The organism is Methylophilus medardicus, from assembly GCF_006363955.1.
Lineage (GTDB): Bacteria > Pseudomonadota > Gammaproteobacteria > Burkholderiales > Methylophilaceae > Methylophilus > Methylophilus medardensis.
Genome location: NZ_CP040948.1, coordinates 80732 through 107381 on the forward strand (window position 1 = coordinate 80732; position 26650 = coordinate 107381).

24 protein-coding genes and 1 riboswitch are annotated in these 26650 nt (G+C 50.3%); of the genes, 16 read left to right on the forward strand and 8 right to left on the reverse strand.

Annotated elements, in window-relative coordinates; all coding sequences use genetic code 11:
- Positions 1 to 90 precede the first annotated feature (90 nt).
- Positions 91 to 203, forward strand: a riboswitch (TPP riboswitch).
- Between the two features lie 27 nt (positions 204 to 230).
- From thiC to FIT99_RS12535, 5 genes are all read left to right on the forward strand, one after another.
- Positions 231 to 2111, forward strand: coding sequence for a phosphomethylpyrimidine synthase ThiC (gene thiC, locus FIT99_RS00375; RefSeq protein WP_140001886.1), 1881 nt, complete (start codon positions 231 to 233; stop codon positions 2109 to 2111).
- A 247-nt stretch (positions 2112 to 2358) separates the two neighbouring features.
- Complete coding sequence (locus FIT99_RS00380) at positions 2359 to 4014, forward strand: hypothetical protein (protein WP_140001888.1); 1656 nt, start codon at positions 2359 to 2361, stop codon at positions 4012 to 4014.
- A gap of 531 nt (positions 4015 to 4545) precedes the next feature.
- A complete protein-coding gene (locus FIT99_RS00385; protein WP_140001890.1) occupies positions 4546 to 4812 on the forward strand; it encodes a hypothetical protein in 267 nt (88 codons plus the stop codon).
- Between the two features lie 96 nt (positions 4813 to 4908).
- Positions 4909 to 5172 carry a hypothetical protein gene (locus FIT99_RS00390; protein WP_140001892.1) on the forward strand — a complete coding sequence of 88 codons (264 nt, stop codon included), beginning with the start codon at positions 4909 to 4911 and terminating at the stop codon, positions 5170 to 5172.
- Positions 5173 to 5253: 81 nt separating this feature from the next.
- The gene (locus FIT99_RS12535) at positions 5254 to 5376 is read left to right on the forward strand and encodes a hypothetical protein (RefSeq protein ID WP_262982136.1); all 123 of its coding nucleotides are present in this window, start codon (positions 5254 to 5256) and stop codon (positions 5374 to 5376) included.
- Positions 5377 to 5587: 211 nt separating this feature from the next.
- On the opposite strand, the gene FIT99_RS00395 is transcribed toward FIT99_RS12535, so the two are convergent.
- The gene (locus tag FIT99_RS00395) at positions 5588 to 6121 is read right to left on the reverse strand and encodes a YaeQ family protein (protein ID WP_140001894.1); all 534 of its coding nucleotides are present in this window, start codon (positions 6119 to 6121) and stop codon (positions 5588 to 5590) included.
- A 177-nt stretch (positions 6122 to 6298) separates the two neighbouring features.
- On the opposite strand from FIT99_RS00395, the gene FIT99_RS00400 reads away from it, so the two are divergent.
- Genes FIT99_RS00400 through FIT99_RS00415 form a run of 4 tightly spaced genes read left to right on the forward strand, consistent with a single transcriptional unit; the run spans position 6299 to position 12645 of the window.
- On the forward strand, positions 6299 to 6970 hold the full coding sequence (locus tag FIT99_RS00400) for a TetR/AcrR family transcriptional regulator (protein WP_140001896.1): 672 nt from the start codon (positions 6299 to 6301) through the stop codon (positions 6968 to 6970).
- On the forward strand, positions 6957 to 8393 hold the full coding sequence (locus tag FIT99_RS00405) for an efflux transporter outer membrane subunit (protein ID WP_140001898.1): 1437 nt from the start codon (positions 6957 to 6959) through the stop codon (positions 8391 to 8393). The genes FIT99_RS00400 and FIT99_RS00405 overlap by 14 nt, the downstream gene beginning before the upstream one ends.
- 5 nt (positions 8394 to 8398) lie before the next feature.
- On the forward strand, positions 8399 to 9571 hold the full coding sequence (locus tag FIT99_RS00410; RefSeq protein ID WP_140001900.1) for an efflux RND transporter periplasmic adaptor subunit: 1173 nt from the start codon (positions 8399 to 8401) through the stop codon (positions 9569 to 9571).
- Between the two features lie 2 nt (positions 9572 to 9573).
- On the forward strand, positions 9574 to 12645 hold the full coding sequence (locus tag FIT99_RS00415) for an efflux RND transporter permease subunit (RefSeq protein ID WP_140001902.1): 3072 nt from the start codon (positions 9574 to 9576) through the stop codon (positions 12643 to 12645).
- Positions 12646 to 12673: 28 nt separating this feature from the next.
- Here the strand turns inward: FIT99_RS00415 and FIT99_RS00420 are convergent, their stop codons facing one another.
- The 4 genes from FIT99_RS00420 to ispH form a co-directional block, all read right to left on the reverse strand.
- Complete coding sequence (locus FIT99_RS00420) at positions 12674 to 13102, reverse strand: HIT family protein (RefSeq protein WP_140001904.1); 429 nt, start codon at positions 13100 to 13102, stop codon at positions 12674 to 12676.
- Positions 13102 to 14199, reverse strand: coding sequence for a quinolinate synthase NadA (nadA, locus tag FIT99_RS00425; RefSeq protein ID WP_140001906.1), 1098 nt, complete (start codon positions 14197 to 14199; stop codon positions 13102 to 13104). The genes FIT99_RS00420 and nadA overlap by 1 nt, the downstream gene beginning before the upstream one ends.
- 44 nt (positions 14200 to 14243) lie before the next feature.
- On the reverse strand, positions 14244 to 14738 hold the full coding sequence (nudB, locus tag FIT99_RS00430; RefSeq protein WP_140001908.1) for a dihydroneopterin triphosphate diphosphatase: 495 nt from the start codon (positions 14736 to 14738) through the stop codon (positions 14244 to 14246).
- A 529-nt stretch (positions 14739 to 15267) separates the two neighbouring features.
- The gene (ispH, locus tag FIT99_RS00435; protein WP_140001910.1) at positions 15268 to 16224 is read right to left on the reverse strand and encodes a 4-hydroxy-3-methylbut-2-enyl diphosphate reductase; all 957 of its coding nucleotides are present in this window, start codon (positions 16222 to 16224) and stop codon (positions 15268 to 15270) included.
- 102 nt (positions 16225 to 16326) lie between these two features.
- Between ispH and purU the strand changes: the two genes are divergently transcribed.
- Entirely contained in the window at positions 16327 to 17181 is an 855-nt protein-coding gene (purU, locus tag FIT99_RS00440) for a formyltetrahydrofolate deformylase (RefSeq protein ID WP_140001912.1), read from the forward strand.
- Positions 17182 to 17248: 67 nt separating this feature from the next.
- On the opposite strand, the gene lysA is transcribed toward purU, so the two are convergent.
- Both lysA and lptM read right to left on the reverse strand, forming a co-directional pair.
- Positions 17249 to 18508 (reverse strand): diaminopimelate decarboxylase, encoded by a 1260-nt coding sequence (gene lysA / locus FIT99_RS00445; protein ID WP_189524759.1) that lies wholly within the window; start codon positions 18506 to 18508, stop codon positions 17249 to 17251.
- On the reverse strand, positions 18505 to 18699 hold the full coding sequence (gene lptM, locus FIT99_RS12595) for an LPS translocon maturation chaperone LptM (RefSeq protein WP_140001914.1): 195 nt from the start codon (positions 18697 to 18699) through the stop codon (positions 18505 to 18507). The genes lysA and lptM overlap by 4 nt, the downstream gene beginning before the upstream one ends.
- Before the next feature lie 124 nt (positions 18700 to 18823).
- On the opposite strand from lptM, the gene FIT99_RS00455 reads away from it, so the two are divergent.
- The 6 genes from FIT99_RS00455 to FIT99_RS00480 are packed head-to-tail and all read left to right on the forward strand — an operon-like array spanning position 18824 to position 26069.
- Positions 18824 to 19234, forward strand: a complete 411-nt coding sequence (locus FIT99_RS00455; RefSeq protein ID WP_140001916.1) for a type IV pilin protein — start codon at positions 18824 to 18826, stop codon at positions 19232 to 19234.
- Between the two features lie 17 nt (positions 19235 to 19251).
- Positions 19252 to 19764 (forward strand): GspH/FimT family pseudopilin, encoded by a 513-nt coding sequence (locus FIT99_RS00460; protein WP_140001918.1) that lies wholly within the window; start codon positions 19252 to 19254, stop codon positions 19762 to 19764.
- A complete protein-coding gene (locus FIT99_RS00465) occupies positions 19758 to 20168 on the forward strand; it encodes a type IV pilus modification PilV family protein (protein WP_140001920.1) in 411 nt (136 codons plus the stop codon). Before FIT99_RS00460 ends, FIT99_RS00465 begins: the two co-directional genes overlap by 7 nt.
- Complete coding sequence (locus tag FIT99_RS00470) at positions 20165 to 21319, forward strand: PilW family protein (RefSeq protein WP_140001922.1); 1155 nt, start codon at positions 20165 to 20167, stop codon at positions 21317 to 21319. Before FIT99_RS00465 ends, FIT99_RS00470 begins: the two co-directional genes overlap by 4 nt.
- Positions 21309 to 22004, forward strand: a complete 696-nt coding sequence (locus FIT99_RS00475; RefSeq protein WP_140001924.1) for a pilus assembly PilX family protein — start codon at positions 21309 to 21311, stop codon at positions 22002 to 22004. The genes FIT99_RS00470 and FIT99_RS00475 overlap by 11 nt, the downstream gene beginning before the upstream one ends.
- Positions 22005 to 22016: 12 nt before the next feature.
- Positions 22017 to 26069, forward strand: coding sequence for a pilus assembly protein (locus tag FIT99_RS00480; protein WP_140001926.1), 4053 nt, complete (start codon positions 22017 to 22019; stop codon positions 26067 to 26069).
- Between the two features lie 292 nt (positions 26070 to 26361).
- On the opposite strand, the gene FIT99_RS12355 is transcribed toward FIT99_RS00480, so the two are convergent.
- Entirely contained in the window at positions 26362 to 26517 is a 156-nt protein-coding gene (locus FIT99_RS12355; RefSeq protein WP_189524760.1) for a hypothetical protein, read from the reverse strand.
- Between the last annotated feature and the right edge of the window lie 133 nt (positions 26518 to 26650).

Here is a 26650-nt window from a genome sequence, read left to right on the forward strand (position 1 = left end):
TCCAATGGTCGTCTGCACAAAGCGCACTGTGCAAAAACACACGCGCCACTTGTTTGTACTTGCCTTATCAAGCGTTTTGCCGCACAATCCATGCATTGCTAGGGGTCTGCATAGCCTTCATTTATTTAAGGTTTTGCAGTGAGAAATACCCTTCGAACCTGATGCGGGTCATACCGCCGTAGGGAATGCAAGCTATCGCATCCTTACGTTCTTTCTATTAAGGATGCCCAATGAACGCCATTGATAAAAATATCAAGTTTGTCAACGCAGATGCTAAAGTTGACGAAGCCGCTACCAAACCTTTTGCCAAATCGCGCAAAATTTATGTGCAAGGTTCCCGCCCTGATATTCAGGTGCCATTCCGTGAAATTTCACTGAGCGATACGCCGTCTAGTTTTGGCGGCGATACTAATCCGCCTGTTGTAGTGTATGACACTTCAGGCCCGTACACGGACCCTAACGTCGATATCGATATTCGAAATGGTTTGCCAGCCTTGCGTGCGACTTGGATTATGGAGCGCGGCGATGTTGAGCAACTGGATGGACCCACTTCTGCGTTTGGTCATCAGCGTTTAGTTGACCCCGAGTTGTCACAAATGCGCTTTAATCTGCATCGCAAGCCACTGCGTGCCAAAGCCGGCCAAAACGTCAGCCAAATGCACTACGCGCGCAAAGGCATCATCACGCCAGAGATGGAGTTTATTGCTATCCGCGAAAACCAGCGCCGTGAAAACATGAGTGATCTGTTGCAAACCCAACATCCTGGCCACCACTTTGGGGCCAGCATTCCTCCGGTGATTACACCCGAATTTGTACGCGATGAAGTCGCCCGTGGCCGCGCGATTATTCCGGCGAACATCAACCATCCAGAAGTTGAGCCGATGATTATTGGCCGTAATTTTCTGGTCAAGATCAACGCCAACATTGGTAACTCCGCGTTGGGTTCTTCGATCTCTGAAGAAGTCGAAAAAATGGTTTGGGGGACACGTTGGGGCGGCGATACGGTGATGGATCTTTCCACTGGTAAAAACATTCACGAAACTCGCGAGTGGATCATCCGTAACTCACCGGTGCCTATTGGTACAGTGCCGATTTATCAAGCACTGGAAAAAGTGAACGGTAAAGCCGAAGATCTAACTTGGGAAATCTTCCGCGACACCTTGATCGAGCAAGCCGAACAAGGCGTTGACTATTTCACGATCCATGCCGGCGTGCGTCTGGCTTACATTCCAATGACGGCGAAGCGGATGACCGGTATCGTGTCACGCGGTGGCTCCATCATGGCGAAATGGTGTTTGGCCCATCATCAAGAGTCTTTCTTATACACCCACTTTGAAGACATCTGCGAGATCATGAAGCAATATGACGTGTCGTTCTCGCTGGGGGATGGCCTTCGTCCTGGCTCTATTTATGATGCCAACGATGAAGCGCAATTTGCCGAACTGAAAACATTGGGCGAACTGACCCAAATCGCTTGGAAGCACGATGTGCAGTGCATGATCGAGGGCCCCGGCCATGTGCCGATGCACCTGATCAAAGAAAATATGGATCTGCAACTAGCGCATTGTGGCGAAGCCCCATTTTATACATTGGGACCCTTGACCACGGATATCGCGCCTGGCTATGACCACATTACCTCTGGCATTGGCGCCGCCATGATCGGCTGGTACGGTTGTGCCATGCTGTGCTACGTGACCCCTAAAGAGCATCTGGGCTTGCCAGACAAAGAAGATGTGCGCGTCGGCATCATTACCTACAAAATTGCCGCCCACGCTGCGGATTTGGCCAAAGGTCATCCCGGCGCGCAGATTCGCGATAACGCGCTTTCTAAGGCGCGATTCGAGTTCCGCTGGGAAGATCAGTTTAATCTTGGTCTGGATCCTGAAAAGGCCAAAGAATTCCACGATGAAACCTTGCCACAAGAGGGCGCTAAACAAGCGCACTTCTGTTCCATGTGCGGTCCGCATTTCTGCTCAATGAAAATTACGCAAGACGTGCGCGACTATGCGGATAAATTAGGGGTGGATGCGCAAGCTGCGCTGCAAAAAGGCATGCAAGAAAAAGCGATCGAGTTTGTGAAAAAAGGCAGCGAAGTCTATCAAAAGGTGTAATGCCGGACAGCGCTAAACAGCCAGCAGTGATGCTGGCTTTTTTATGTGCATGCGAGCCGCAACATCTTAAAAATGCTGCTTGTTGGACACGGTTTGCCTTGGCCGATCAGCGCTTACGCGACTACTCGGTTTGGTCGACTGGCGCTCACGCGACTATTTGGCATGTGTTTTCCACGTTTATTGATCGATTCTCGGCCTGCATGGCGCGCTATAGTCCAAGATCTACAAAGCGGCTGAGGCATATGGCATGGCGGATAATCTACAAAGCAGTATCGTGCGGGATTTTCGACAAACCTTGTTGTGGCCGATACAGTTAATGACTGAACAGCATCAAGGCCGTGCCGTGGAGCATCCATGGCAATTGCTGAAAGCCGCACCCAACACGCCTTGGACCGAGATTCAGGATGAGTTTTTACAACATTCTCCTCATCTGAGCGAAACCCGTTATCAAGAATTCGTCACTTTTTTACCGTTCGCGCAGCGCTTTCTATACGGTGAGGGCAAGCATGGCCGAGAAGCTGGCGGCTATGGTGAGTCGCCCATTCATATTTTCACCCGCAATGATATTTCACTAGTGCGCATCACGCTCCAAGACGACATCGAACCCTTGATGTTGCGCGTTTCGCACGTCGAGTTGTATTTCTTTTTTGACATTGATGTGGCCATGCTGGCCTTTGAGGTCACCGGAAAAGATCTGCCGTTACATGCGGCCATGGAGGTGATGTATCGCCTAGGCCGCACCTACCCGAACTATTGGGATGACACCGGTGAGGGTGGCCACTGCGCCAAGCGGATTGAATGGCTGGATGCGCATGGGCAGGTGATTGCACGTTCTGATTATGAGGATAAGCAGCGTTACCTTGCTTATGTCAAAGAGAATCATGTGCCTTGCGTTTCGTTGCACTGGTTGGCATTGTTACAGCCTTTGGTGCCGCATTATTCAGATCAGGCGGGTGACTTACGTTATCGTGAAATTGAATATCAGCGCATGCCACTGATGGCTTATCTGTCGTTTGACGATGTGCGTCAACTAAGTCGGGGTGACCTGATTCGACTCGGTTTGGTCTGCCAGCCTTGGAATTCCGATACGCTGCCTTTTACCGAGCAGTTTTTGCAGGATTTTGAAAAACATAATTGTTACGACCGCTATTGGGATGAAAGTCGTCAGGATGCTTGGAGCAGCACCCGCATCATGTGCACTGGACAAAATTTTGTGGTGGTGGGTAGCCAGCAGCATCGTGTATTTACTAATGAGAAAACCGGCATCAAACGTCACTATCAAAACCAGTATTTTTTGCTGTTTTTAATTGCGCACTTTCAAAAAGCGGCTTTACTGATGCTCTCTGACCGCATGGTGCAAGCGATCAGTCGCCTCGACATTCAGAGTGAGGACTCGGTGAAGAATTTCCGTCATCGCATCCGCAATGCCACGGCCGTGTTTTTAAGATTTACCCACCGCTATTGGTTTGAGACGGTTTCTGACCAAGCCGTGGCCAAAGATCTGTTTGCGCTCATGCTTAGGCAGCTGGATTCTGTCAGCTTGTTCGAAAAAACCCGTCGCAGGATTATGGACATGGCGGAGTATCTCGAAGGTGAAGAGATCAAACGTCAAGCCGATACCGTGGTTCGGCTGACGGTGGTCACCATTTTGGGCTTAATCGGCACCATGACCACCGGCTTGCTCGGCATGAATCTGATTGATTTGACACAGTCCAGCTTGCTGGAAAAATTAGGTTACTTCAGCATCGTATTTATCCCGGTCAGTCTGCTTACGTTCTACACCGTGATTAAATCCAGAAGGCTGTCACTTTTTCTCGATGCCCTCTCAAATGAAGGCGCTGGCCTTGGATACAAGCTGGTGAAGCTAAAAAATGTATGGATTGGAAGATTGGATGAACGTTGAGTCTGGTCTCGATACGATAGCGCTCGCATCTGCTTAGTTTGGTGCTTTAGCTTCGTTGAGTAAGCCTTTTCCATCGATGCAGAATGTACGTTTGATGTTAGCCATTACCAACCTCGCATTCGTTTCTATGAATATAGTCGCTCTATTCACTACAAAACCGTCAGATCCTTCCCTAAACGGCTATTCAATATGAAAGATGACATCCAACATGCCTATGTTTGGTGTTAGCACATCTAGATTAACCATGGTCGCCGATGCCTTGCGGCAAGCGAATTAAGATCGACGCGTATTCGCTTAAAACATTGCGTGCCTACTCGATAGATTCAGTGGCTGGTTTAACTTCCATACATTATTTAGCGAATTCAAAGCGCATCCATCCGCCATCGTATATGCCGTTAGGTATATACCGAACTACCTATATCGAGAGATTCATTCTTGCCTTGATGAATGCAAAATGCAATGCATCGTGATTGAACAAACCTGTAAACGAGAAGACAGCAATCACATACCGTTCATTCAAGGAGAGATCGCATGAGAAACATCATTTTTGCATCCGTTTTAGTTTCTGGTTTAGCCATGACTTTGCCAGCGATGGCATCTGAGCATGCAGTCAATGTCGCAAGTAATACCCATGCGCAACAGTTTTTGAGTAAGCGTTCTTATGCGCAGCCTTTAGTGGCATCCAAGACTGCTGCTGAGCAGGCTTGGGTGGGTGCTTCACTGATGGTTGGGCAAGACAACGCGTTGAAACAGCAGCAGGTAATGAAAATGCACATGATAGGTAAACGTGCCTATTAGTCAGGTTGTTGTCAGCCTGTTGTGCAAACATGATTAAACCTTGTTGCGATGATGACAGGGCACGATTGAAAAATTTACAAATAAAGGAGCATTAAAATGAGCAAACTCTTATTGGCAGTTTTTATGGTCTTCGGTGTGATGGTGAATGTGCAAGCGGCAGAGGTAGGCGGTGATGCCGGAGTCCGTAATTTGCATCACAAAAACTTTGCGGGTCAGCGCCCATATGTAAATCCTCTGGTATTTGCGAAAGCGGATGCTGAACAGCCTTGGGTGGGCGCTTCGCTGGTGGTTGGGCAAGAACAGGCACTGAAACAGCAGCACACGATGAAATTGCACATGATTGGAAAACGTGCTTTTTAGTCAATGGTGATTGGGGGTGAAGGCCCACTCAAGGTAAACCTGAGTGGACCTATTGACTCTCAAGTAATCAAGCAGCAAACAATGCGTAAATTACGCATCGCGGAAATGATGGCATTCGGATTGGTTGCCAATGTGCATGCAAGTAACTTATCTGAAAATGAAACTGATGTTCGTAACCTGCATCAGAAAAACTTTACTGGCTAGCGCCCCTACGGTAAAGACTTGGAAGCGAAGCCGCAAAGCCTAGAGGCAGAGTGGGAGGGCTGGTATTGTGACTAGCACACCAGATAAAGGCTACGATACACACCATTAGATGCATCTAAAAAAGCGTCCATGCATTCGAGCGCTATCAGATCAATGAACAACACAGCCCTTGAACATACCCCGCATTTGCGGGGTTTTGTTTTTTAGGGGGTTATTCTTTTAAAATCACTGGGCTGATTTCGAAGCTGCCGCCATCGTGACTGACCAGTATCTGACCATCTTGAATCGTAAAGCTTACTGACAGGTTGCGTGCAGCGGCAGCACTCAGTTGTTCAGTTTCTGGCAGATTAATTACCGTGACATTGTTTAACTTCAGCATCGCTTTGCTGTTTTGCGCCCACCACATTTCGGCTGTGCGGCCACCATAAAGCACTTGAATGACATGATTAGCGCGGCCACAGGCTTTGCGAATTTCACGCTCATCTGGCAAGCCAACACAAATCCAAGTTTGAATCGCGCCTGTCAAATCTTTTTGCCATAGATCAGGTTCAGTTTCATCACTGAGTCCATTGCCGAATTGCAAGGCTTCTTCTGCGTACAGCACAAAGGCAAGCAGGCGTACCATCAGTCGCTCATCGGTCTCGGAGGGATGTTTTGCCAGCGTCAGGCTGTGTTGTTGGTAATAATGTCTATCCATGTCGGCGATATTGACATCGATTTTATAAATGGTGGATTTGAGTGCCATGTTTGTCTGCAATTGGGATGAATCGTGCTGCGAGTATAGCAAACCCTGAACAGGCCAAGCGGGTCGTGGGCGTGCTTGTATGCGGCTAGATACAATAAATGCCTTGTTTTTTATCAAAAAGCCCTTAAAATAAAAATGAAACGTTTTGTTTTTATTTAAGGGATATTGCACGTTTTCATGTCCACACCGATCGAAATCGCCAGTAAAGTCAAAGTTGGCCGCCCAAAGTCAGGCACGGCGCAAGAGCGACATGCCCATTTATTGGAGCATTCCCTGCATATTTTTATGACAGAAGGCGTGGCTAATACCAGCATGGCGCGTATTGCCGCTGCCTGTAGTGTGTCAACACGGACCATTTACAAACGATTTAGTAATAAATACGAACTGCTGATTGCGGCAATGAAGCACATGGTGGAGCAGGATGTGTCGGCGATGTTTCAGCTTGAAAATTTGCAGCAGCAATCGTTGGAGCAGGTGCTCACTGATATCGGCCGGTTTATTTTGAACCGAGTGCTAGAGCCCCGGATGCTGTCATTCTTTCGGATAGCCGTGGCCGAGGTAGCCCATTTGCCAGAGCTATCGCGGGCGATGACAGTGGTGGGCCCCGAGCGTATCCATCAAATGTTGGCAGACGTTTTTAGCACCTATGCGCGCAAGGGACAGCTGCCCGAACAGAATTTTCTGCTGGCGGCAGAGTCCTATTGCGAGCTATTGATATCTGGGCCTAGAAGAAGGGCTTTGTTTGGCATGCAGCCTGCCGATTGGGATGTTGAAGCGCATATTCAATTTGTTGTGCAATTGTTTTTAAAGGGGTTGCAGGGAATGGAGCCGCAAAATGTTGGGCATTAATATAAAGCACTGGTGGTGGTTATTATTACCGCTGGCTGGTTGCTCGGTGATTGATGAATATATTCGCCCGCCTTTAGCCACCCCGGCACAATGGCAAACGCCACGCCCGCATGACGGCTCTGTGAACGGGCTGAAAAATTGGTGGGCACAGTTTCATGATCCGGTGTTAGACCAACTGTTGGCTGATGCGCAGCAGGATAATCCCTCACTAGACATTGCCCTGGCAAATATCCGGGTGGCGCGTGCGAATGTGCAGTCTACCCGGGCGCAAGGGATTCCTGACCTCTCTAGCACCAGCAGCATCAACAAAAGCAAAGGCGGCGGCGGCGGCGCTTTTCCAGCCAGCACCATTGAGGTCGACTCGATTTCGTTGGATGCGAGTTGGGAGCTCGATTTGTTTGGTAAGGTAAAAGCGGCCAAACAAGCAGCCAAAGCACAGCTCGAGGCCAAGAAAATTGCATGGCATGATGCGCGCCTGACCCTAGCGGCTGAAGTCGCAAATAATTATGTGAATTATCGCGCTTGTCAGGCCTCGGTGGCTGCATTAAAACAAGCCTTGGATTCGCGGGCAGAAACAGCGCGCTTAACCGGCATTTCTGCCAAAGCAGGCTTTACTGCGCCAGCAGATTTGGCGTTAGCCGAGGCGGCCACGCGCGCCAGTGAATCGACGCTGGATGGTCAGCAAGCAGAGTGTGACGGCCTGATCAAAGCGCTGGTCGCTTTAACCAATCAGCCCGAAGCCAGCTTGCGCATGCAATTGGCGCAGGGGCCGCAAACATTGCCACAACCCGCCATGTTTGACGTCGAGACCTTGCCAGCGCAGTTGCTGGTGCGTCGGCCCGATTTGGCAATCGATGAGCGCAATCTGGCTGAAGCAAGTGCCAACATTGGTGTGGCGAAAGCCCAGCTTTACCCGAGTTTGAGCCTCACGGGCTCAATTGGCTATCGCCGGACCAACTTTAATGGCACGGTCACGCGCACCGACTCCTGGTCGTATGGCCCTAGCCTGAAATTGCCGATTTTTGATGGAGGCACTTTGCGCGCTGATCTGGCTGAAGCCCGTGCTAATTTTGATAGCCTATTGGCCACTTATCAACAAGATGTGCGCAATGCGGTGAAAGAGGTCGAGCAGGCCTTGGTCAATCTGAATAGTGCAAGTCGTCGTGCGCAGTCTGAGCAGGCGAGTGCCCAACAATATCAGCAATATTTTTCAGCCGCAGAAATCAACTGGAAGTCTGGGGGCCTAGATTTGCTCTCGCTTGAAGATGCGCGTCGCCAAAAAATCACAGCTGAGTTGAATTTGATTACGCAGCAAAAAAATCGCGTCCTTCAGTGGATCGCCTTATATAAGGCATTTGGCGGCGATTGGCTGGAAACGCAGAATACGGTTAAACCGCCACTGAAACCCATCGAAAAAAGGTAAGAAGCATGGCAAATCAACGGACAAAAAAGATTACATTTTTATTAGTGGCGGCATTGTTGGTCGGGCTCAGCTTCTGGTTTTGGCAACATCCCTTGCATCAGACGAAGTTAGCGGAAAAACGCGACCAGCGCCAAACGACAAATCAGTCAAACACCCCCGGCCAGACGACCAAAGCGGCATTGAGTGTCGAAATGACACGGCCGGCCATCGTGCAATGGCCGAAGACACTCGAAATGAATGGCAGTATTTTTCCATGGCAAGAAGCCTTGGTGAGTGCAGAAATCACTGGTTTGCGCATTCAACAAGTGTTGTCTGATGTGGGGGCCCAGGTGAGCAAAGGCCAGCCTCTCATCTTGCTAGCCGATGAGACAGTTAAAGCAGATTTACAAAAACAACTCGCCACCGTTGAAAAAGATAAAGCGGCCTTGGCCGAGGCAAAAAGTAATGCCGACCGCGCGCGTGAAATTAAAGACAGTGGTGCCTTGTCTGCGCAAAAAATTAATGAATACGTGATTGCTGAACAAACGGCCAAAGCGAATTTAGCCTTGTCTGAAGCAGAGCTGGAAAACCAAAGAATCCGCTTACGTCAAACCAAAGTGGTGGCTCCAGACGATGGTGTGATTTCATCTCGCTCAGCCAATCTGGGCAATGTGGTGTCTGCGGGCACAGAGTTGTTCCGGTTGGTGCGCCAGGGCCGCATTGAGTGGCGGGGTGAGATCAATGCAGATCAGCAAAACGCATTGCATGCGGGCCAAGCTGTGCGCTTGCGGTTGTCCGGCGACAAAAGCGTCATCGGTAAGGTACGCCTGATTTCACCGACGGTTGACAGCAATACACGCAATGCCTTGGTGTATGTGGATATCCCCAAAGACAGTGCCAAACCCGGCATGTATGTGCAAGGTCAGGTAGATATTGGTCAGCAACAGGGCATTGCGGTACCCTTGGGCTCGGTGACCTACCGTGATGGCTTTGCTTATGTGTTTGAGTTGACCCCTGCAGACAGCCGAGGCCTGCGCAAAGTAATTCAGCGCAAGGTGCAAACCGGTCGCACGCGCGGCGAGTTGATCGAATTGCTCAGTGGGGTGGCTGCCGAAGCCTCGTTGGTGTTGAGTGGTGGCGCCTTTTTAAATGATGGTGATACGGTGAGCGTGGTCGTCCTGGCCAAGCGCGGAGTATAACAATGAATTTTTCTGCTTGGTCAATTCGTCACCCGGTGCCGGCTATTTTGCTGTTTTTGGTATTGAGTGTGCTTGGTCTGAAATCCCTGAACCAGTTAGGCAAGCAAAACTTTCCGGATATCGAGTTACCAGTCATTACGGTTGCGGCTACGCTTGAAGGTGCTGCACCGCCGCAACTCGAAACCGAAGTCGCCCGTAAGATTGAAGACAAGATAGCGACCATCGGTGGGATTGAGCACATGACGACCACCATCACAGATGGCAGTGTCAGTATCGCGGTGCAGTTTACGATTGATACCAACAGCGAAGAGGCGTTGAACCTGGTACGCAATGCGGTCGATAGCGCACGCTCAGAACTGCCTGCTGCTGTGACAACGCCCACCGTATCTAAGTTAACCACTTCTGGCGGTGCGATTTTGACCTATGTCGCCTCGGCGCCAAATATGGATGAAGGCGAGCTGTCATGGTTTGTCGACAATGAGGTCAGCAAAGCCATGCTGGCAGTCAATGGCGTTGGCAAAATCACGCGCACCGGCGGCGTAGACCGCGAGGTGCAAGTCAATCTGGATCCCACCTTGATGGCGGGTTTAGGCGTAGATGTCAGTGATGTATCGGCACAGCTCAAGCGTGTGCAGCAGGACGCTTCTGGCGGACGTGGCGATATCGGAGACAATATTCAATCTGTACGCACGCTAGGTGCTTTGCATAGCGCGGATGAAGTCCGACAGCTTGATATTCCGCTGGGGGATGGCCGTCATATCAAGCTGATGCAGGTCGCCGAGGTGCTGGATACTTACGCCGAACGCACTACCTATGCCAGTTATGATGGCAAGCCGGTGATCCGCTTTGAAATCACGCGCAGCAAAGGCACCAGTGAGGTTACGGTTGCTAAAGAGGTGCGTGCGGCCTTGGTCAAGTTTAAGCAGTTGCATCCGCAAGTGAGCATCATTGAAGCCTTTAACATGGTCAAACCGGTGGAAGACAACTACGAAGGCTCCATGCATTTATTGTATGAAGGTGCCTTATTGGCGATTTTAGTAGTGTGGTGGTTTTTGCGGGATTGGCGAGCGACCCTGATTGCAGCAGTCGCCTTACCCTTGTCCATGATCCCCACTTTTGCCTTTATGCAGTATTTTGGTTTTTCGCTCAACGTACTCACCTTGCTAGCGATGGCTTTGGTGGTGGGGATATTGGTCGATGACGCGATTGTTGAAATTGAAAACATTGTGCGTCACCTGCGGATGGGCAAAACCCCTTATCAGGCCGCGATGGAGGCGGCTGACGAAATTGGTTTTGCCGTGATTGCGACCACATTTACCTTGGTGGCAATTTTCTTACCCACCGCATTCATGGGGGGGATTCCTGGTAAATTTTTTAAACAGTTTGGCATCACGGCAGCGATTGCCATCATGGGCTCCTTGGTGGTCGCACGACTGCTGACGCCGATGATGTCGGCATACCTCTTGAAGCCGCATCCGGTGCAAGAAGCCCAAGATGGCACAGCGATGCGTGTGTACTTGCGCTGGGTCACTTGGTGTTTACGCTATCGTAAAACGGTGATGGTGGGCTTTGTGCTGTTTATTGTGGGCTCGCTCAGCCTGATGCCATTGTTGCCCAAAGGCTTTGTGCCCTCCTCTGACAGCAGCCAGACCAAGGTAAATATTGAGTTACAGCCGGGTACACCTTTAGCGCAAACGCGACAAGTGATGCAAATGGCAGAGCAAATCGTCAAACAACATCCTGAAGTCAAGGCCGTCTTTAGCGCGGCAGGCACCGCCAGCACTGGCGGTGGCGGTCCCAATGCCTCGCGTAACAGCACCGATGTGCGTAAAGGCAGCTTGGTCATTAGTTTGACTGATCGCAGCCAGCGCAAGCAAAAACAATCTGATATTGAAGCCGACTTGCGCGAACGACTGCAGCGATTGCCAGGGGCGCGGGTCACCGTGGGGATTGGCGAATCGGGTGAAAAACTGCAAATCACGCTGGCCAGTGATGATGCGAACGCCCTCACCAGCGCTAGCCAGCAATTGCAGCAACAATTACGCACCTTAAAAGGCCTAGGCAACATCACTTCTAGCGCCAGTTTACAACGGCCTGAGGTGCAGATTATTCCAGATATCGACAAGGCAGCCGAGTTAGGGGTGACCGTAGAGTCCATCGCACAAGTCATCCGTGTGGCGACGTCTGGCGACTTCACCAACACCATGCCAAAATTAAATTTGCCGCAGCGTCAGGTGCCGATTCGGGTGCGTTTAGGCCCTAGCGTGCGCACCAGTCTGCAAGAGATCGCACAACTGCGCGTGCCTGCCCGCAATGGAAGTGTGAGTTTACAAACGGTCGCCACCGTGCGGATGGGGAGTGGGCCGCAGCAGATTGACCGCATGGACCGCATGCGTAATGTCACCTTTGATATTGAGTTGAACAAGCGTCAGATTGGCGAAGTATTGCGTGAAGTCCAACAACTCCCTGCGATGCAAAATCTGCCGCCCAGCGTCAGACAGCTGGAAGCGGGCGACGCCAAGCGCATGAATGAATTGTTTAACAGCTTTGGTGGTGCGATGATTATTGGCATCATGTGCATTTACGTGGTGCTGGTATTACTGTTTGGTGACTTTTTACAACCAGTGACTATTCTCGGCGCCTTGCCCTTGTCCTTGGGCGGTGCCTTTTTCGCGCTGCTGGTCACGCACAATAGTTTCTCCATGCCAAGTGTGATTGGCTTGTTAATGCTGATGGGGGTGGTGACCAAAAACTCCATTTTGTTGGTTGAATACACGATTATGGCGCGCAAAGAACGCCAGTTGAACCGATTTGACGCCATTATTGATGGTTGCCATAAACGTGCAAGGCCGATTGTCATGACCACCATCGCCATGGCGGCCGGCATGATGCCAATCGCGCTTGGTTGGAGCGCAGACCCCAGCTTCCGTGCACCGATGGCGATCACCGTGATTGGTGGCCTCATCACCTCCACCTTGCTCAGTCTGGTGGTGATTCCGGTGTTATATACCTATGTGGATGATTTGTTGGGCTGGTTGCGGGGTGTGGGCAGATTGGTCAGGCGGCATAGCTAGCGGCGGCAGGCATGCGCAAGCAGCAGGGCTAGCTTTCAAGCGCGCATTTAACCCGCTCAGTCACCACCCGCTGCAATGCATCCCTGACCGCCTCGGTCAGTGGCTGCGCCTCGGAATCCCGCATGGGCGCTCCCCAGTGGCTATTGGGGAAGTGTCTATCACCTTCGAACCTGGGTAACACATGCCAATGCAAATGTGGCGTTTTGTTGCCCAAGCTGGCCAAGTTGATTTTGTCCGGCTGTATCACTTCACGTATGGCTGTTTCGACCGCAAACACCACTTTCATCGTCCGCGCGCGTTGTGCAGGCGGCAGGTCGGTCATTTCTTTGATATGCGCCAATAGCTCAATGCGGCAATAGGCTGGATAGTCTGCATCCTGTAACAAGACCACCCGGCAAAAGTCATCTTGCCACAATAGGTCGTGCGGGCTGGTTTGGCACAATGGGCAATCAGCCATTATGAGACTGCCAGCATTCTATCCAGGGTGAGTTTGGCGAGTTTGGCTTCGTGTTCGGGCACTTTGATCTGGTTGACGATATTGCCCTCAGCCAGGTTTTCTAGGCACCAGGCTAAGTGCTGCGGATCGATACGCGCCATGGTCGAGCATTCGCATACAACGTGACTCATAAACTGCACCAGTTTGTTTTGCGGTTTCATCTCGTCGGCAAGACGTGTGACTAGATTTAATTCGGTGCCTACCAGCCATTTGCTGCCCGGCTCGGCTTCACTCACTGTGCGTAGGATATATTCGGTCGAGCCTACGTAGTCTGAGTTGATACACACTTCAAACGCGGTTTCAGGATGTGAAATCACCTTGCCGTCTGGGTGCTGGGCTCGAAATTGGTCAATGTTTTGTTTGCGGAACATCTGGTGCACCGAACAATGGCCTTTCCATAGCAGAATCTTGGCGTCTTTGATTTGTTGCGCAGTCAGGCCGCCCATTGGCAGATCTGGATCCCATACCGGCATTTGTTCCAACGGAATCCCCATTTTGTAACCACTCCAGCGACCTAAGTGTTGGTCGGGGAAGAACAGAATCTTTTCGCGTTGGCTAAATCCCCATTCGAGGATTTTTGGTGCATTGGTGCTGGTACAAACGATGCCACCGTGTTCGCCGCAAAACGCTTTTAAGTCCGCCGCGGAGTTGATGTAAGTGACCGGCGTGATGGTTTGATCAAAGTCGAGTACCTTGCTCAGCTCACGGTAGCTACGTTCCACTTTAGCCAAGTTGGCCATATCTGCCATCGAACAACCGGCAGCAAGGTCAGGCAGCACGACAATTTGCTCGGGACGGCTCAAAATATCCGCCACTTCGGCCATGAAATGCACCCCTAAAAAGACGATATATTCGGCATCCAAGCTGTCACAATATTTAGAGAGCTTGAGTGAGTCACCCGTGTAGTCAGCATGGCGATAAACGCTCTCATGCTGATAGTGGTGACCCAGAATCACCAGTCGTTTGCCCAGCTTTTCGCGGGCTGCCAGAATGCGCGCCTGACAATCATCGTCCTTGGCGGCCTGAAATTTATCAAATTGGATGGTGGCTGTTTGCATGCTTAAAGTGGATGGGCCAAGCCCGGTACGATAAAAACGTTATTTTACAGCTGATTAGACTGAATCCCAATCATATTCGTGCCGGTTAAAACTTGATGGTGTTTTGCGCCTAAGCGATGCAAGGCATCGACATTGGTCCAGCTGAATACTTTTTGTGCGGCGACACGCCAGTCTACCCATTCATAGCGGGTATGTTCGTTCGGGGCGAGTGTGACGGGCAGTGGCGAGGGGAGGCATAACCCGAACAGATGCTCGGTATTTTCAATGACACCCGGCGCATAACGATGGCGCCAGTGCGGATAAATTTCGTAGACATTGCTGATTTGCCAGTCCTGAAAGTCGTACGCCAGCGCATCCAGCCCAGTTTCTTCTTTGACCTCTCGAATCGCGGCTTGGTAAGGGGTTTCGCCAGCCTCGAGACTGCCGGTCACCGATTGCCAGAAGCCGACCCTGTCTGCGCGCTCCATTAACAATACTTGTAAATCGAGCGTGTAAATCAAAATAAGGGCTGAAACGGGGGTTTTGTATTGTTGTGTCATTCAGGTATTGTCTATAAACAACGCCCGATTGTCTATGACTGTGTGCGAACCAATATTGTCATCAATATTAGGCGTACTATTAGATAGCGTGAAAGCATGTCGGAAGCCATTATGGGTAGTCAAAATGTTTGTTACTCCCTTTGCTGTTTCCGCTATTTTCAGATGTGTGTCGGCCCAAACCTACAATGGCTTAAAAAAACCAAAGTGGTGGTTTAAAGCAACCATTTATAAATACAAATAAAGATTATGAAAATAAATTTTATAAGTATCAATGGGTTACTGAGGTCGGGGACTTGGCACAATTCATGCAGTTAAAGAGTAGTCATGCGACTTGCAGGTTGCATGACCTTGCTGTCTCCAAAATGTATGAATCGAAATGGTGGTTGTACAACCACTGCGTCAAATCCCCGATTATCCTTTCCCGAGGATATTGCTTGTCCCAAGCTTTCGAGCTTGGGTTTTTTTTGCCTGCTTACAGCGGAGACGCCTCAGCTCAAGAACCCTTTCAGCGTGCATCCAGCTGGCATTCTTAGTTGCGTTTCTCAGCGTTGACCAGATTTTTCGGTAATTGAAACACGACATTTTCAACCACGCCCTGTAATTCTTCTACTTTAGCCGCGCCCATGGTTTGCAGGGCTGCAATGACTTCTTTCACCAGCACTTCTGGCGCAGACGCCCCTGCCGAGATGCCGATCTTTTTTTTGCCTTGCAGCCACTCGGCTTTTAAATGACTGGCGTTGTCTACCATATACGCTTCTACGCCCTGATTTTTAGCAACTTCACGCAAGCGATTGGAGTTTGAACTATTCGGCGAGCCGACAATAATGACTAGGTCACAGTCTTTGGCCATAATTTTGACCGCATCCTGACGGTTTTGCGTGGCATAGCAAATGTCGTCACTTTTTGGTGCTTTAATATTGGGAAAACGTGCTTTCAGGGCATCGATCACCTGCGTCGCATCATCCACCGACAGGGTCGTTTGTGTCACAAAAGCCAGTTTGTCGGCATCCGCCACTTGCAGTGTATTGACGTCTGCTGGTGTCTCCACCAGGTGCATTCCCGCCTCAGATTGACCCATAGTGCCCTCGACTTCAGGATGGCCTTTATGGCCGATCATGATGATTTCTAGGCCATCTTTGCGCATTTTAGCGACTTCAATATGCACTTTGGTCACCAGTGGGCAGGTTGCATCAAACGCAGTCAGGCCGCGAGACTCGGCCTCTGCGCGCACGGCCTTAGAGACGCCATGCGCACTAAAAATCACGATGCTGCCCGCCGGAATTTTTTCAAGTTCATCGACAAAAATCGCCCCTTTGTCTCGGAGTTGGCCGACCACAAACTTGTTGTGTACGACCTCATTGCGCACATAAATCGGTGCACCGAATTTTTCTAACGCTTGTTCGACAATAATAATGGCGCGGTCAACCCCGGCGCAAAAACCACGCGGGTTTGCCAGGACAATATCAGGTGAATCCGTTGTTTGCATAATTCAATTCCGTAAGGGCAGCGGCATTTGCGCCGTCGACCACAAGGTCTGGCAGGCATCAGGTATAATCAGTATTTTTGTTGCTCGTTTAAAGCCCAAGTTATGAAAAACACTGCTACTTTGCTGATTACCTGCCCGGATACCAAAGGGATTGTGGCGGCGATTGCGCAATTTTTGTATGAGCACAATGCCAATATTTTACACGCAGACCAGCATCAGGATGCGGAAAATAATCTGTTTTTGATGCGGGTGGAGTGGGATCTCAGCAATTTTAACGTTGCCGTGTCAGACTTTGAGCAAGCCTTTGCGCCGATTGCACAGCGGTTTGAGATGACTTGGCAACTCAAACTGTCCGAGCAAAAAATCCGCATGGCCATCATGGTGTCGCAGTACGATCATTGCTTGGTGGATTTGCTGCACCGGCATCATAGTGGCGAATTGGCTTGTGAAATTCCGTTGATTATCAGTAACCACCGCGATACTGAAAAGCTGGCCGCATTTTACGGCATTGATTTTCATTATCTGCCGATGAGCAAAGACACCAAGGCCGCAGTTGAAGCCCAGCAGTTTGCGCTGTTTGATCAATACGGGGTGGATTTGATTGTGCTGGCGCGTTACATGCAGATTTTGTCGCCCGACTTTGTCGCCCGTTATCCACAAAAAATCATCAATATTCATCACTCGTTCTTGCCGGCTTTTATTGGCGCACGGCCTTATCACCGCGCCTTTGAGCGCGGTGTGAAGCTGATTGGTGCGACCAGTCATTACGTGACTGAAGTGTTGGACGAAGGCCCGATTATTGAACAGGATTTGGCGCGCATTTCACACCGCGACCAAGTCGAGGACTTGATTCAAAAAGGCCGTGACCTTGAGCGGATTGTGTTATCCAAAGCGGTGCGCTGGCATATTGAGCACCGCATTTTGCTCTATGCGAACAAAACCGTAATTTTTGATTAATCTCTCGATTGCGCAATAAAAAAACCGAAGCTTGTCGCTTCGGTTTTTTGTTGGGCGCGGTCGCTTGTTATGGCAGCGTGCGCTCAAGTTTAAACAGGTCAGCAATTTGCTCGCGCGCACGGATGACATGTACCTCAGCACCGTCGACCAATACCTCAGCGGCGCGTGCGCGAGTGTTGTAGTTGCTAGCCATGCTCATCCCATAGGCCCCGGCGGAGTGAATGGCCAAATAATCGCCTTCTGCAATGGCCAAGCTGCGATCGTGCCCTAAAAAGTCGCCACTCTCACACACCGGGCCGACAATTTCATACACCTGCGCCTGCGCCGTTGAGGGGGCAATGGCGGTGATGTTGTGATATGCATCGTAAAGCGCCGGGCGCATCAGGTCGTTCATCGCCGCGTCGACGATCGCAAAATTTTTGCTTTCGCCAGGCTTGAGATACTCCACTTTAGTCAGTAAAACCCCCGCGTTACCCACCAACGCACGGCCAGGTTCAAATAGCACTTTGACGTCTCGCCCAGCCAGCTTTTGTAAAATGGCTGCAGTATAGGCGGCAAAATCTGGCGGCGTTTCGTCGTTATAAGTAATGCCGACGCCACCGCCCACATCAATATGTTGGATATGAATACCTTTTGCCGCCAAGGCATCCACCAAGCCAAGTACTTTGTCTAGCGCATCGAGAAAAGGTGAAAGCTCGGTAATTTGTGAGCCGATGTGGCAGTCCACGCCATGCACGTCAATATTAGGCAACTGCGCCGCTTTTTCGTATAAGCGCAATGCATCTTCAAATGCGACGCCAAATTTATTATTTTTGAGGCCGGTAGAAATATAGGGGTGTGTTTTGGCGTCTACATTCGGGTTGACGCGCAACGACACTGGGGCTGTTTTGCCAAGACGCGCAGCCACCTCTTGGATACGATCTAGCTCATTGGCAGACTCTACGTTAAAGCAAAAAATCCCTGCTTCGAGCGCTGCCTGAATCTCCGCATGCGATTTACCCACGCCAGAAAATACGACCTTTTTCGGGTCGCCACCCGCTGCCAATACCCGCGCCAATTCGCCGCCGGACACGATATCGAAGCCGGCGCCTAATCTGGCAAACAGATTCAAAATGGCCAAGCTAGGGTTGGCTTTCACGGCGAAACAGATTAGGTGGTTTTGACCGATCAAGCCGGCTTGAAAGCGCTCAAACGCCTGAGTGAGTGCCGCGCGCGAGTAAACATAAGTAGGTGTTTCATGCTGACGCGCGATGTCACGCAAAGCGACATTTTCTGCATGTAGCAAGTCGTGTTGGATAGAAAAAGGGTGTGTAGAAGGCGTGGTCACGATGAGGACTTATCTTGTTGAGGGGTTTGCGGATATTGGCGCTCGGGAATATACAACTCTCCCTTGAGACCGCATGCGCTTAGTTGAGCCACCAAAAGGGCAGCGGCTAGTAATCTCATCCAGAAAGAAAGCATCATGCACAGTCCAATATCAATTAACTCATATTTTACCATTAAACCGAGAGGACTCATGACTAGGCACGCCTGCCTTTCATTGCTTCACCGCTTGTCGGCGAATTTCAACCACTGGTCGGTTGCTGCTGGACATGACAAGAGACAGTTTGCATGATAAGCCTATCTAAAAAGGGGTTTGATCATGAAGTGCCCAAATCAACATGGATTTAATCTGATTGAAGTGATGGTGGTGGTGGCGATTATGGGCCTGTTGGCCAGTATTGCTGTGCCCGGGTATCAGGATTACATCAAAAGCGGCAACTCAATAGAGGCGCCCTCTAACTTAGCCAATTGCCGCGTGCAGGCTGAGCAATTTTTTCAAGATAACTTTACCTATGTTGGCTTTGCTTGTGTGCCAAGCGATGCTAAATATTTTGACTACAGTGTGGAAAATCAGTCTGCAACGACCTACACCCTAAGGGCGGCTGGTCGCGCAGCGCAGAATATGGGCAATTTTGATTTCACCGTGAATCAGGATAACGCCAAGTCTTCAACGTTTGATGGCACTACGGGCGCCACCTGTTGGCTGACGTCCTCTTCTGGCACTTGTTAATTAAAGCATTGGCGTTCATGCATCAAAAGGGATTCTCATTAATCGAATTAGTCGTGACCATGGTCGTGTTGGTCGCGGTGTCGAGCGTGGCTATTCCAGCGTTTCAAACCGGCATCGGTAACGCCCAGATTCGTACAGTGGCCGAGTCTATCCACAGTGGTTTGCAGCAAGCCAGAATGGAAGCCATCAAGCGCAATGCCCGCGTGAAATTTACGTTGCAAAGCGATAGTGCTTGGCAAATTGGTTGCGTCACAGTGACGAGTATTTGTCCATCGACCATTACACAGAAAAACGCCACCGAAGGTTCTTCAACCAATATTACCGTCTCGGCTGATAACAGCACGGCGGTGTTTAGCGGCTTTGGCACGCGCGACCCCGCGACGGCGGTTGGCTTGACCGTGGTGAATATCAGCAATAGCCAAGTCAAAAATGAAGAGCGCAGGGCGTTACGCGTTGTGTTGGCGGCAGGCGGCAATGCCAGAGTGTGTGATCCGACGGTGACGGCAACGGGGGATGCAAGAGCATGTTAAATCTTCAAAGAGTGGCCCGGAGTGGGGCCTCACCCAATGGGCATCAACACGGCTCGGTGTTGATCGAGGCCATGGTGGCACTGGTGATTTTTAGTATGGGGGTGCTGGCGCTGGTGGGCTTGCAAAGTGCCATGGTCAAAAATAGCAGCGATAACCGCTACCGTGCGGAGGCGCAGCTGATCGCACAAACCCATATTGCAAACATGATGGCCTATGGCGGAGATGCAGCGAATTATATTACGCAAGTAGACAAAGAAAGAATTAAAACCCAGTTGCCTAACGGCACGCTGACATTTTCAGCTTTGACGAACACCATGGTAACGGTGACAGTCGGCTGGCAAGTCCCTGGTGGCAACCGCCATCAGGTCAATGCATCAAGTTATTTGTTTGACGTGATGCCATGATGAAGCCTATGCCAATGTTTCAGCGTATCGCGCGTTATCGCTTTCAATCTGGCCTAAGCTTGGTCGAGTTGCTCGTCGGGATGGCAATTGGTTTGGTTGCTACGTTGGCGATTAGTAATTTATTTAGTGGTTTTGAAGCGCGTAAGCGCGTGATTGCTGGCGGCGCTGACGCACAGTCGAGCGGTATGTTAGCGATGTACTACTTACAGCGCGATGCACAAAATGCCGGCTTCGGCTTGCCTTTGTATAACAGCAGCGATCCTTCACCTTTGTTGTGCCCGATCGACACCTCCATTAATCAAGCGGGGGTGATCATCAATCTGTCACCCGTCGTGCTGGTCGATGGGGGCGCTGGCAATGACATCGTGCGCATCCGTTATGGTAACCCAGCCAGCGGTGGCGCTTCTTTACGTGCGACAGGTACGATGACCGCGCCGGCCTTAGATGGGCGCTTGATTGGGTGTCAACCAAACGATGTGGTGCTGTTTCATCAAACGCCTGCAAATCCCAGCTGCAGTTTGGGCCGTCTACAATCGCTCAATGCGGACCGTACCATCAATACACTCGCCGAGATCAATACGACGCCGACCGCCAACCCAGTGGTGAACCTGAATGGCGCTGATTGGGTCCGGTTCTCTTGCCTCGGGGCATGGAATCAATACGAATATACGGTTAATGCTGCATTAGAGCTGAGTCGCACGGGCGGCACCGCCGGCACCGCACCTTTCCCTAACAGTGCAGCCGTGCCGGTCGCCAGTGATATTGTGTCGTTGCAAGCGCAATATGGGGTCACCAATACCCCAGATCCCACGGCCACTGGCGCCACGGCGGCCGCTTATCTGAATCGTGTCGATCAATGGGTAGACGCCACTGGCATTTATGGCCCGGCTATGGTGTTGCTGGACCGCAACCGGATTCGGGCGATTCGTATCGCCGTGGTGGCACGCGATGGCAATTTGCAAAAAAACACCGTGAGCCAAGCTTGTAATGGCAGCGCTGCTGGGGTGAGCAGGGTGTGCATTTGGCAAGCGGATGCGAATCCTGCCAGTGTGGATTTATCTGCCGTGCCGAACTGGCAGCGCTACCGTTACCGCACCTTTGAAGCCACTATTCCGCTCAGAAATATTATTTGGAACCGTGATGCCTTATAGCCCTTTACACGCTGCAAGCACACCCAAACCGCTGCTGCGCCAGACGGGCATCGTGCTGTTTTTTGCCTTGTTGGCACTCGCTGTGATGTCGATCGCAGGGGTGGCTTTAATTCGCAGTGTCGATACCAATGCGTTGTTATCCGGCAATATGGTGTTTAGGCAGTCAGCTAGCACGGCCACCAATGTGGCGTTGGAAGGCATTGCGCAGAATGTGGCTAAAAGTATCACCTTGGCCGCGAGCATTAACCATCAGCCTGCGCAAGGCTATTACGCCAGTTGCAGTCAATTTGACGTGCAACCCAATGCGCTGGTGTGTGACGGTAGTCGTTTAACCACCATGACCTGGAGCGATGCCAACAGTCGACTTGCCCCCACCCAGACCGATGGCAATGATGAAATTCGAAATGGGATTGATCGTCAGGGCAACGAAATCCGGTATGTGGTCGAGCGCATGTGCAGCTACACGGATGCTGAAATCAATGCAGGCAATGCCATTAGCGACGCATCGCGCTGCATGATGGCCAGTTCACCAAGTAACGGTGAAAACTGCTCACACAACGTCAACAATCTCGAGTTGTTCAAGCAATGTATCGCCAGCGCAGATTCTCCTTTGTATCGTATTACGTTGCGCATTGCCGGGCCGAAAAATACGATCACTTTTATGCAATCTTTTGTCTCCAACTAAATAGGTGGAAAAATGACAAGCCAATCTTGGACTAAAAAGCTGTTATGGATGGGGTTATTGTTGCCTGGGTTGTTGCAGGCAGAATTTTTGGATTTGGCCACTTTGCCGTTGCAGACCTCCGGCACTTCAGATGTCAAACCAAACTTGATGTTTGTGCTGGATAACTCAGGCAGTATGGCTTGGGATTTTGCGCCAGACTGGGCAAACTCCTCCTCAGACTGGTTGTTTAGCAATGCTGACTACAACACGCAATATTACAACCCGGAGGTGCAGTACAGCCCGCCGCTGACCTCAACCGGGGCCAGCATGGCCAATCAAACCAATTTTGCGGCAGTGGCCAATGAGGTGAATGATCAAGGCGCCACCAAAAATGGCACCACCGATTTGCGGTCAGTAGCAGCCTATTATGCGTATATTCCTGGGGAGTATTGCTCCACGCCCGCTTTAACGAGTTGTGTAATCGCAAAAACTGAAAGCGCAGCCTATCCTTATCCAGCCCCTATCCGCTGGTGTAACTCCAATACTGCGGCCAACAGACGCAATCTTTCTACCAATGCGTCTTGGCGCTGTCAGAAAATCCGTAATGCCAGCACTACGGTGAATGATACGGGTAACACCTACACAAATTTGCGTCGACCGTTTGCGACGTACACCTTAACTTTTAATAAAACGAGCAATAATGCGCAGGTGCAAAGTATCAAAATCAATAATATGGAGATTTTGTCAGCCCCCGTATCGGCTGGTTCTTTTGATAATAGTAATAACCTCACCAGTGCGGTGCGTAGCGCGATTTGCCGATCCAGCACGATGTCGGGCAATTGTACCCTTGGCGGGAATACGGTGCCTTCTCCGGGCAGTAATACATTAACTATTACCACACCTGCGGGGGAGCCAATTAATGCGACCTCGCCTATTCAGGTGACCATGACAGGGGGCAATTTTAGCGCGCAGTTGAATACCAACACGACTAGCGATATCCCCGGTAGTCTGGTTTATGTGCGCATTGCGAGTGACGTACCGTATGTTGCACCCGGTAAATCGGTAAAAGCTGTGGATAGAGCCGATTGTATCAGTGTAAGCGCTTGCACCTACACCGAAGAAATGACTAACTTTGCCAATTGGTGGGCCTACTATCGTACTCGGATTCAATCGATGAAAACGGCTGCCAGCCAAGCGTTCAAGGCCTTGGATGCGCGTTATCGGGTCGGACTGGTAACGATCAACAATCCAGGATCCAACTATCTGGCTATCGCACCCTATAATGCTAGCCAAAAGCAGTCTTGGTATCAAAAGTTATTTGCGGTGTCACCGAGTGGTGGCACACCGTTGCGCACGGCACTGTCTAGCGTTGGGCGCCACTTTGCCGGTAAAAAAACATTGGGCAATGATGACCCAATGCAATATGCCTGTCAGTCTAATTTTACCTTGCTCACCACCGATGGCTATTGGAACGATTCCAGCGCTCCCACGCGCATTGATGGCACAGCGATCGGCAACCAGGATAGTGGGAGCACACTGCCGCCACAGTTTGACAGCAGTAATAAATCCAACACGCTCGCGGACACCGCTAAGTATTTTTACGATACAGACATGCGTGACAGCACATTTTCAAATTGCACAGGTACTTTGGGGTCCTCTGTCTGCGGCACAGCCAATGATTACCCTAAACAAAACATGGTCACCATGACCTTGGGCTTGGGCATTGATGGTACCTTGGTCTATACCGATGATTATAAAAATCAGATGGCTGGCGATTACAAAGCGCTCAATTCCAATCCAATGCAAAAAAACTGGCCTGATCCAACTGCGAATGAGGATGGCACGCGCATTGATGACTTATGGCATGCAGCAGTGAATGCAGGTGGCACGTATTACAGCGCGAGCAACCCTAAACTGTTGCGAGAGTCTTTAGCCAAAGGCTTGTCTGAAATCAAATCGATTCAGGGCGCAAGTGCGGCTGCGGCGGCCAGCAGTCTGGCACCGACCAATGGTGATAACTTTCAGTATGTTGCCAGTTATCAATCGGTAAAATGGACCGGCAACCTCGAAGCGCGTACCGTCAATACCACTTCATTGCAAACCTCAGAGTCTGCAGTGTGGTGCGTTGAAAATGTGGCTGCCGATGCTTGTACCACCCCCGCAACTTCTTACACCGGCCCAGATGGTAATTTGTATTGCAAAACGACCAATTCGGATCAATCAGGCTGCGATGGTGCCAGAGGCGCGTTGGGGGCTGCTTTAAATTTTAGTGAGCCGACCTCTTGCTATGTGCAGATTGCAAGCAGCTGCACCGGTAAGTTAAGAAGCCAGCTAAGCTCTGGCAGAAATATATTCTTCAATAGCAACAATGCGCTGGTGTCTTTCGATGCGGGCAATTTGCCAACACAACATGTCACAGCGCTGACAAACGGATATCTGGCCCTCAGTCAAATGCAGGGCTTGCCAGCATCTGACAAAAGAATTACCGACGCGGCAAAGGTCAACAAACTGGTTGATTACCTGAGAGGCAACAAAACTTATGAAGATAGTAGTTTAAATAGCCAGTCTGACAACAGGTTGTTCCGAGAGCGTCAGTCAGTGTTGGGCGACATTTCGCAGTCACGGCCAGCCTACTTTAAAACCTCGAACGCGGGCTATCTGGATGCGAACTATAAAGTTTATAAGGCTTCTACAGCTAACCGCACCCCAGCCGTGTATGTCGGTGCCAATGATGGCATGTTGCACGCATTTAATGCGACCAACGGCAATGAGATGTGGGCGTTTATCCCTACGCCGGTGATCGCAAACCTGGCGAACTTGGCCGATAAAGAATATGGCTCCAATTATCACACCAACTATGTCAATGGTAGCCCAGTGGTCGCGGATGTGTGTATCTCTGGGTGTACCGGCAGCAATGCGGTATGGCGGACGATATTGGTGTCTGGTTTGAATGGCGGCGGTCGTGGTTACTTTGCGCTTGACGTGACAACGCCGACCTCCCCCGTATTGTTGTGGGAATTTTATGCACAACCTTCTGGCACCAATAGCAACTTGGGGTATACCTTTGGCAACCCGGTGGTGACTAAAATGCAAGATGGTCGCTGGGTGGTGGTGGTGACATCCGGTTATAACAACGGTAGCTATGCCCGCAAATTGAATGATGGTACGTTTGTGAACAATAGCCCGAGCGGCGATGGTGGCGGCTATTTATATGTATTAGATGCCAATAGCGGAGCATTATTGAAAACGCTCTCGACCGGGGAGGGCAGTGCCGGTAATCCGAGTGGTCTGGCCAAAATATCCGGCTATGCTGATCAAATGTTTGAAAATAACACAGCATTAAATGTCTATGGCGGCGACCTGAATGGCAATATTTGGCGCTTTAATATCAACACCAATGCAGTGACTAAAATCGCAACCTTGCGGGATGGCAGCAGTAACCCACAAAAAGTGACTACGCAACCAGAGTTGGGCAAAGTGGATAGAAATGTGGTTGTCATGGTGGGCACGGGTAAATTTCTCGAGCCGGCAGATTTAACTAATATGCCACTCAATTCGGCTTACACCTTTAAAGATAATGGACAGACGACTGCGATCGGGCGCAGCCAGCTCGTGCTGCAGACCATCAGCGGCGATCGACGCGTCACCAGCAGTGCGACGGTGAACTTCGATACAGGCTATGGCTGGGTACTGGATTTTCCGGCAGGGGAGCGGGTGAATCTAGATCCCATGCTGCTCAATGGTGCGCTCATGATGCCGACCATGGTGCCAAGCAGTGAGGCATGTAGCGGTGCAGGCTATGGCTGGTTTAATTTCTTTAATTACAAAAAAGGCGGCTCATTATTGACCAGTGGGATTGTATCTGAGCGCATGACCACCCCTGCCGTGGGTTATAACATTGTCTATGACGGCAATGGGGTGCCGCACGTGGTGGTCACGGGCAGTAACGATCCGACCCCACAACAACTGAGTTTGGACGATCAGATATTTGGCCTGTCTGGGTCGGTTAAATCCACCGAAATATTCAAGCAGAAAACCAATGGCAGTTATGGCACCAAACAAAGCTGGCATGAGTTGATACAGTAAAACTCAAGCATTAAAAAAGCCCCAATCGGGGCTTTTTTAATATTTAACGACTTTACTTCACTTGTTTTGCAAACGCATACAAGATCAGACAAATCGCCACCACAATACCAATGAGAGTATAAATGCCTACCGCGCCTAAAAACATGGTTGCCTCCGCTCTTTGCTATGGTTGAGCATCGATTTTAGGCAAACACTGAACCAGTGTCCAGCGGTCTAGCCTTGCCTAATCAGCGCGGTAGATGTGAACGGGGTCAAAGCGGTTGAAACAGAGACGCTCGCAAGGATGAAAAAATTACACCACTTCGAGAGAGAGTTCAGCAGGTTTGTAAATCGCTTGAATATTATTGTCTGCCACAATATCCTCAGCCAGATACATGATGTCTTGTGCAGTCATCAGCTCAGGCACGCTGGCGGTATAGGTCAGTGGTTCATCTTGCCATTCACTCATGATGCTTCCTTTAAATTGGTGTGTGTACGATTGTAGTAACGACATATTTGCTCCACTCTTTAGGTTAAAAGAATGTTAATTTGTCTGTATGACGCTTTAATGAAGTCAATATGCAATTTAGATGACAAACTTC